The organism is Variovorax sp. CAN15, assembly GCF_030462475.1.
Lineage (GTDB): Bacteria > Pseudomonadota > Gammaproteobacteria > Burkholderiales > Burkholderiaceae_C > Variovorax.
This window is the reverse complement of sequence record NZ_JASMRZ010000133.1, coordinates 1-7,330: the sequence shown is the minus strand read 5'-3', so window position 1 is coordinate 7,330 and position 7,330 is coordinate 1. Positions and strand designations below refer to the sequence as shown.

Annotated in this window: 5 protein-coding genes and 1 pseudogene; 2 read left to right on the top strand and 4 right to left on the bottom strand. The window is 68.8% G+C overall.

Features of this window, described 5'->3' with window-relative positions; translation table 11 throughout:
* The 3 genes and pseudogenes from QMO14_RS32110 to QMO14_RS32100 all read right to left on the bottom strand — a co-directional run.
* A pseudogene (locus QMO14_RS32110) lies at positions 1–119 on the bottom strand (glycosyl transferase); the annotation flags it as partial.
* Complete coding sequence (gene pgm, locus QMO14_RS32105; RefSeq protein ID WP_301512121.1) at positions 115–1,770, bottom strand: phosphoglucomutase (alpha-D-glucose-1,6-bisphosphate-dependent); 1,656 nt, start codon at positions 1,768–1,770, stop codon at positions 115–117. The gene pgm and the pseudogene QMO14_RS32110, both read right to left, overlap by 5 nt.
* Positions 1,767–2,444: an HAD family hydrolase gene (locus QMO14_RS32100; RefSeq protein WP_301512120.1), complete on the bottom strand. Its 678-nt coding sequence runs from the start codon at positions 2,442–2,444 to the stop codon at positions 1,767–1,769. The genes pgm and QMO14_RS32100 overlap by 4 nt, the downstream gene beginning before the upstream one ends.
* A 202-nt stretch (positions 2,445–2,646) precedes the next feature.
* Here QMO14_RS32100 and QMO14_RS32095 point away from each other — a divergent pair, with 202 nt between their 5' ends.
* Both QMO14_RS32095 and QMO14_RS32090 read left to right on the top strand, forming a co-directional pair.
* Positions 2,647–2,991: a hypothetical protein gene (locus tag QMO14_RS32095; RefSeq protein WP_301512119.1), complete on the top strand. Its 345-nt coding sequence runs from the start codon at positions 2,647–2,649 to the stop codon at positions 2,989–2,991.
* Positions 2,992–3,163: 172 nt separating this feature from the next.
* Positions 3,164–4,507: a bifunctional diguanylate cyclase/phosphodiesterase gene (locus tag QMO14_RS32090; RefSeq protein WP_301512118.1), complete on the top strand. Its 1,344-nt coding sequence runs from the start codon at positions 3,164–3,166 to the stop codon at positions 4,505–4,507.
* Here QMO14_RS32090 and QMO14_RS32085 read toward each other — a convergent pair.
* Positions 4,489–7,275 carry a cellulose synthase subunit BcsC-related outer membrane protein gene (locus QMO14_RS32085; protein ID WP_301512117.1) on the bottom strand — a complete coding sequence of 929 codons (2,787 nt, stop codon included), beginning with the start codon at positions 7,273–7,275 and terminating at the stop codon, positions 4,489–4,491. The genes QMO14_RS32090 and QMO14_RS32085 overlap by 19 nt on opposite strands.
* Between the last annotated feature and the right edge of the window lie 55 nt (positions 7,276–7,330).

The window sequence follows — 7,330 nt, the reverse complement described above, 5'->3', positions numbered from 1 at the left end:
ATCAGCACGATGGTGTTGTTCCAGAACAGCACCGCCGGCACCACCGACAGGGCCGCGAACATCCACAGGTAGGGCGAGGTGCGGTTGTTGCGCGCCAGGAGCTGCCGGGCGGCTTCAGCTCCCCGAGAGCGCGCCGTCCACCACCTGCTGCGCCTCCTCGAGGATACGCGCGAGGTGCTCCTCGCCCTTGAAGCTCTCGCCGTAGATCTTGTAGATGTTCTCGGTGCCCGAGGGCCGCGCGGCGAACCAGCCGTTCGCGGTCACCACCTTCACGCCGCCGATGGCCGCGCCGTTGCCCGGCGCATGGCTCAGCACCTCGACGATCCTGTCGCCCGCGAGCTCGGTCGAGCGGATCTGCTGCGGCGACAGGCTGGACAGCCGCTTCTTCTGCTCGACCGTGGCCGGCGCGTCCACCCGGTTCGACACCGGCCTGCCCAGCGCCTGCGTCAGTTCGGCATAACGCTCGCCCGGGTCGCGTCCGGTACGTGCGGCGATCTCGGCGGAGAGCAGTGCGGGCACCATGCCGTCCTTGTCGGTGGTCCATACCGAGCCGTCCTTGCGCAGGAAGGTCGCGCCCGCGCTTTCCTCGCCGCCGAAGGCCAGCGAGGCATCGACCAGCCCGTCGACGAACCACTTGAAGCCCACCGGCACCTCGTGCAGCCTGCGGCCGAGCCGGTTGGCGACGCGGTCGATCATCTGGCTGCTCACCACCGTCTTGCCGATGGCCGCCTGCGCGGGCCAGTTCGGTCTGTGCGTGTAGAGGTAGTCGATCATCACCGCGAGGTAGCTGTTGGGCTGCATCAGGCCGGTGCTGCCGGCGACGACGCCATGGCGGTCGTGGTCGGTGTCGCAGGCGAAGGCGATGCCGAAGCGGTCCTTCAGCTCGATCAGCTTGTGCATCGCGTCGGGCGAGGACGGGTCCATGCGGATGCGGCCATCCCAGTCGAGCGACATGAAGCGGAAGGTCGGGTCGACCTCGCGGCTGAGCACGTTCAGGCGCTTGAGCTTGTAGCGCTCTGCGATCGCGGGCCAGTAGCGCACGCCGGCGCCGCCCAAAGGGTCGACGCCCAGGTCGAGGTTCACGTCGCGTATCGCGTCCATGTCGAGCACCTGCGAGAGGTCTTCGACGTAGGTGTCGAGGTAGTCATGGCGGTGCGTGGTGGATGCGCGCAGCGCCTGCGCGAGCGGCATGCGCTTCACGCCTTCCAGGCCGTTCGCCAGCATCCTGTTGGCGGCGGCCTCGACGGCGGAAGTGATGTCGGTGCCGGCCGGTCCGCCGTTGGGCGGGTTGTACTTGAAGCCGCCGCTCTCGGGCGGGTTGTGCGAGGGCGTGATGACGATGCCGTCGGCCAGGCCCGTGGTGCGGCCGCGGTTGTAGACCAGGATCGCGTGCGACACGGCCGGGGTCGGCGTGTACTCGTCGTCCTTGGAGATCATCAGCTCCACGCCGTTGGCCGCCAGCACCTCGACCGCGCTGCCGAAGGCCGGCGTCGAAAGCGCGTGCGTGTCGATGCCCAGGAACAGCGGCCCGTCGATGCCTTTCTGCCTGCGGTAGTCGCAGATGGCCTGGCTGATCGCGAGCACGTGCCATTCGTTGAAGGCATCGTCGAAGGAAGAGCCCCGGTGCCCCGAAGTGCCGAAGGCCACGCGCTGCGAAGGCACCGCCGGGTCGGGCCGGCCGGTGTAGTAGGCCGAGACGAGGCGCGGCACGTCGACCAGCAGTTCGATGGGTGCGGGCTTGCCCGCGAGAGGGTTGCTTGCTTGGCTCATGTGGATGGGAAGTCGAAGTTGATGAGATCCGAGATGCGCTCGACGGTGATGTCGGCGGGTGCGTAGGCCGCGTTGGCCCCGGCGTCGAGCGCATAGTGCCCTTGCCGCACGAAGACGGTTGTAAGACGCGGTCCCCAGATGGTTTTCATGGCCGAGAGGATGCGCAGCTTGTCGTCGATCATCACGTAGTGCCGCGCGGGGTGTTGCTGTTCGACGAGGTCGAGCATCTCCTCCTTGTGCACGTAGACCAGCACTTGGCCTTCGGTGGCCTCCCACAGGCCCGAGCGCTGCACCTTGCGCGGCTGGAAGACCACGTCGCCGTCCGACAGGATCACCGTGGGGCCGTGGCGGCGCAGGTGCTTCAGCGTTTCGAGCGCGCCGGGGTAGAGCCTGTCGGCGAAGGGGTAGTCGATCAGGAACTCCGACATCCGCAGCAGTCGCGGATCGCTCATGCCGCCGCGGCTTGCGCCGGCGCGAAAGCGCTGCAGCGCGCCGAGGTAGTCGACATAGCCAAGCTCGTCGCGCAGCTGCTCGAAGCCCGTCCAGTAGCGGCTGGCTATTTCGGCGCCGAAGGCCTGGTCGAGGCGCTCGTGGAGATCTGCGATGACGCGGTCGTTGTCGAGCAGGGTGTTGTCGACGTCGATCAGGAAAACCGTGGCAGGGGTTTGTGTCATGGATATGCGCCCGAAGGGCCTTGACTGCAATGAACTGCGCGCGTGGCTTTCAGCATACCCCTCGGATGCGACGCCGGGCCGCACCCTCGTGATTTAGTTGATGCTTCGCCGCCCGCTGGCTTAACCTGTGCCACAGGACCGTCCCCGGAGTTGAATAAGCTTCCGCACAGCTTGAAGAATGAAGAAAGAAGGAGCAAGAAAGATGCGCATCACGAACGGTCGACACCTGTCCGGCCTGGCGGCCCTGGGCCTTTGCCTCGCGCTGGCCGGTTGCCAGTCGCCTCCCGCTGACCGCCCCTTGACCTCTGAAGTGCCCGAACCCCCGAGCTTCGTCACGCCGCCCGAAACCTGCCAGGCACCATCCGTTCGCTTCGGGCTGGGGTTGCGCATCACCCCGCAGCTGCTGGAGGAAATGCGCCAGCGCGCCGGCGCACGGATGGCGCGCACCGTGCTGGCCACCGAGCCCGCCGATCAGGCGCAGGACATGATGCGGCTCAACGTGCAGGTCGAGCCCACTGGCCGGGTGGTGGGTGCGTACTGCGGCTAGCGAATCCTCGCCGGGCGGCACGTCGCCACGATGTATACGAAGGTGTTGTTACGTAAACACGCGCCGGTAACAAATGTTCGCCGCAAAGGGGGCATCGGTATGAATTGGGAGAACAATAGCCCGCGACTTCCGGAGCTCCAGTCTTTTGTCGAACCAGCAACCCACAGTCTCTTTGCCGTCGTACTACGACGGATCGGCCCGCCTCCCGCCGGATGAGGTGCTGCGCCCGCTGATGGCCGACTGGGCGCGCTCCGGCAAGCGGCTGGCTGCCGTCTGCTTCATCGACGTCGACCGCTTTGCCGATCTGAACGCGCGCCTCGGCATGGTCGCGGGCAATGCGGCCCTGGAGGAAGTGGCCCGCCGCATCAAGGCCGAGCTGCCGCGCGAAAGCGTGATGGCGCGCGTGGGCGGCGACGAGTTCGCGGCCCTGTTCGCCGGCCTCGGAACCTCCCAGTGCGCGCAGGTGCTGGAACGCATCCAGACAGTGCTCGCCGAACCCTGGGACTGGCGCGGTCAGGTGGTCAGCATCGAAGCGAGCATCGGCGCCATGCTGCTCGACAGCAATGGCCCGCCTCCCGAAACGGCGCTGCGCCAGGCGCAGCACGCCGCCTTCTTCGCCAAGCGCGCCGCCGACGGCAAGGTTCATTACTTCGACGCTCCGCAGGCGCGTGCCGACGAGCAGGTGGTGCGCGAGCGCCAGCGCATACAGGAAGGCTTGCTGCAGGGCGAGTTCTTCCTCGTCTACCAGCCCAAGGTCGACATGCTTCGCGGCGTGGTGGTCGGCGTCGAGGCGCTGATCCGCTGGCAGCACCCAGAACGCGGCCTGATGCCTCCCGCGCAGTTCGTGCCGCTCATCGAGGACGACGCGCTGGTCGAGCAGGTCGGCGACTGGGCCATTGCCACCGCGCTGTGGCAGGCGCACCAGTGGCGGCTTGCAGGCCTGCAGATCTCGGTGAGCGTGAACGTGGCGCCGCGCCACATGATGCGCTGGGACTTCGTCGAGCGCCTCGCGCGGCACCTCGCGCAGTTTCCGAAGCAGGGCGAGGGCATGCTGGAGCTCGAGATCCTCGAGACCACCGCGATCAGCCAGTTCGCGAACGTCGCCTTGTTCGTCGAAGCCTGCAAGATGCTCGGCGTCGGCGTCACCATCGACGACTTCGGCACCGGCTATTCGTCGCTGACCTACCTGCGCCAGCTGCCGGTGTCGACGGTGAAGATCGACCAGTCCTTCGTGCGCGGCATGCTCGACAACAGCCAGGACCGCGCCATCGTGCAGGGCATCATCGCGCTGCTGCACGCGCTCGGTCTCACGGCGGTGGCCGAGGGCGTCGAGACGGTGAAGCAGGGCGAGGCGCTGCTGGCCATGGGCTGCACGCTGGGCCAGGGCTACGGCATCGCGAAGCCGATGGAGGCCAGGGACGTCGTCCAGTGGGTGGCCCAGTACGAGCGCGCGCCGCTGTGGGGCCGCGACGGGTGGCCCACTTTGGGCCTCCCGGATCAGAGCAGCGGCGTGTAGGGCGAGGTCATCGGGTTCAGCGTGGTGCCTGAACCGTAGCCGGGCACGCCGATGCTGCTGGAGCCGCCGAACACATAGCGCAGGTAGACGCTGCCGGTGAACTGCCGGTAGTTCTGTGCATTGTTGAAGCCCAGCGCCCCGCCCAGGAACATCTTCGGGGCCAGCTGGTACTCCACCACCGSGGCCAGGTTGTAGGCCAGGCCGGTCTTGGAACTGCTCGCGTAGGTGTTGTTGAAGTTGGAGCTGTTCAGCCCCAGCGCCAGCGCCTGGTAGGCCGCGTTGGACGCAGCGGCATTGCGCGACGGGTCCGTGGGGAAGTAGGGCGAGGTCTTCTGGGTGAACGACTGCACGCCCAGCGAGGCGTTGAGCCGCCACGAGAGCCGGTCGCTGCGACCGGTCCAGTCGACCGGGAAGGCCACGCTCACGAAGCTCTGCGGGCTGAAGTAGCCGCCTTGCCCGTAGGTGTAGTAGCTCAGGTTCTTCTGGTAGCCCATCAGCCCGATGTTCATGCCCAGCGTGAGCTTGGAGCTCGGGCTGTTCAGCAGGTGCAGGTAGGCGCCGCCGCCGGTCTCGACGCGCGAGTTGCTCTGCACGTTCCTGCCGGTGATGCCGTGCGCCGCGAGGTAGCTGTACACGCCGTAGGTGCCGTCGTCATAGCCGATGTCGCCGCGCACGCCGGTGGCGACCACGCCGCCCCAGCGTTCGTTGGTGCGCTCGTCCTTGGCGCCCGCGAACGACAGCACGCTGTCGGTCACGGCGCGGCGGGAGATGTCGGCCTTGTAGTTCCACGAGTCGCCGATGCTGCCCTTGAAGGTCACGTTGCCGACCACGTTGGTGGTGGGGAAGCCCAGAGGCGTGGTGCCGATGCCGGCATCGATGTTCTTGCCCTCGTAGCCCACATTGAGGCCGACGCCGGCTGCGTTCTGCTGGCCGGCGGTGGCGCCGGTGCGCAGAGAGTTCAGCGCGGCGCTGGGGCCGCCGCCGAAGCGGCTGCCGGTGGCGTAGTCGCTGGCGGGCGTGCCGGCATCGAGCACCGTGGGCGTCACGCCCACGACGATCTTGCCTTCGCCCGCCGGGAAGCGCGCCTGTATCGGCAGCTGGAAGTCGGAGAGCCGGCTCAGGCCCGCCTCGCCGGCGCGGTTGCGGTACACCGTGCCCGCCGTCAGGCTCACGGCGCGCTGCGACTCCAGCTCTTGCAACTCGGCGGCCACCGAACTCGTCGCGGGCGCGGTGCGCGGCGGCGCGTTCCATCCGGTTTCCGCGCGCGGCGTGTTGGCCTGTGCATAGGCAGCGTTGGCCTGTGGGTAGCCCGGTGACGGATAGCCGCCCGGCTGCTGCGCCGGCGGAATGTAGACCGGCGCGACCTGCTGCGTGCCGGGCACCGGGTACTGCGGCAGGGGCTGCTGCATCGGCGGCGCGATGTAGGCCGAGGCCTGCGGTACGTTGTTCGGATTCGCCGCTGCATTGCGCGCCGTGCGCGTGGACGACTTGGCCGCCCTCGAATGGCCCTTGGCGTTCGAAGCCGGAGTGCCCGGGTTCCAGGGCAGCGCACCGGGCGGATAGGCACTCTGCGCAGCCGTGGCCGGATAAGCGGGGTAGGCCGGATAGGCCTGTGCGACCGGGAATCCCGCCGGAGCCGGATACGCCTGGTACGACGCCGGCTGCATGCGTGCCTGCGCGAACGGATTGCCGTTGGCGGGCGGATAGCCGGCCGGCACCGCCGCGCTCGGCGCGCCGCCCGTCATGCCCGCGAAGGGATTGGCCGGCGGCAGCGGCGATGCGGCCATGCCGCCGGGCGCGAAGCCGCCCGAGGCCACCTGCCGTTCGGCTTCGACCGCCGCGCGCAGGTATTGCTCGGCCTTGCGGCTCTCGCCCGCGTTGCGATAGACGCGGCCGGCCGCTGCGAGCACGCGCGACTGGTCGGGGGCCTGCTTGAGCGCGGCCATCACGTAGTTCTCGGCCGAGCTGTGGTCGCGCTGCGCGCTGGCGCTTGCGGCGGCGGCGAGCAGGGTGTCGAGATCGGTCGGGTTGCGCTGCAGCACGCGCTGGTAGAGCGCCAGCGCCTGGCCTTCGTCGCGGGCCGCCGAGTACAGGCGAGCCAGCGCGGCCAGCGCCTGCGGATCTTCCGGGCGCTCGGCGAGCACGGGCGCCATCGCGTTGTAGGCGGCTTCGAGGTTGCCCGCTTCGCGCAGCGAATCGGTCTGGCGCAGCGCGAAGGCTATGCGCAGGTTGTCGAAGTCGGCGCGCTGGCTGGCCGTCATGTTGGTGGCGGCCAGCTGGCGCAGCACGGCCGACAGCTCGATGTCCTGCTTGGTCTTGAGCAGCACCGACGCGTACAGCAGCCGGTCGCCGGTGCTCGGCGTGGGCGAGCGCGCGAGCAGCTGGCGGCTCATGGCCAGGGCGCGGGGCGCATCGCCGATCTCGGCATAGGCGCCTGCGAGCTGTCCCCACAGCTCGGCCGGCATGTCGGCGCTGAGCGCCGACTCTGCCTGCGCGAGCACGCCGCGCGCTGCGTCCACCTGGCCCTGGCGGGCCAGCGCCTGGGCGCGCGCCGCCTGCTGCTGCGCCCAGAGGCGGCGCTGCAGTGCCGCCATGTCGCGCGTGCGCGAGCCGGCGGGAATGCGTTCGAGGTACTGGATGCCCAGCGGCAGCGCCAGCACCAGACCGCAGGAGGCCAGCAGCAGCGTGAGCACCAGCCCGCCGAGCGGGCCGTTGGGGTACTGCCCGATGAGGAAGTAGACCCAGTAGTCGTTGATGATCTGAAGCATCGCGCCGTCGCCTGCCTCAGATCGTCCGCACCGGGTAACGGTGGTGGTACCAGGT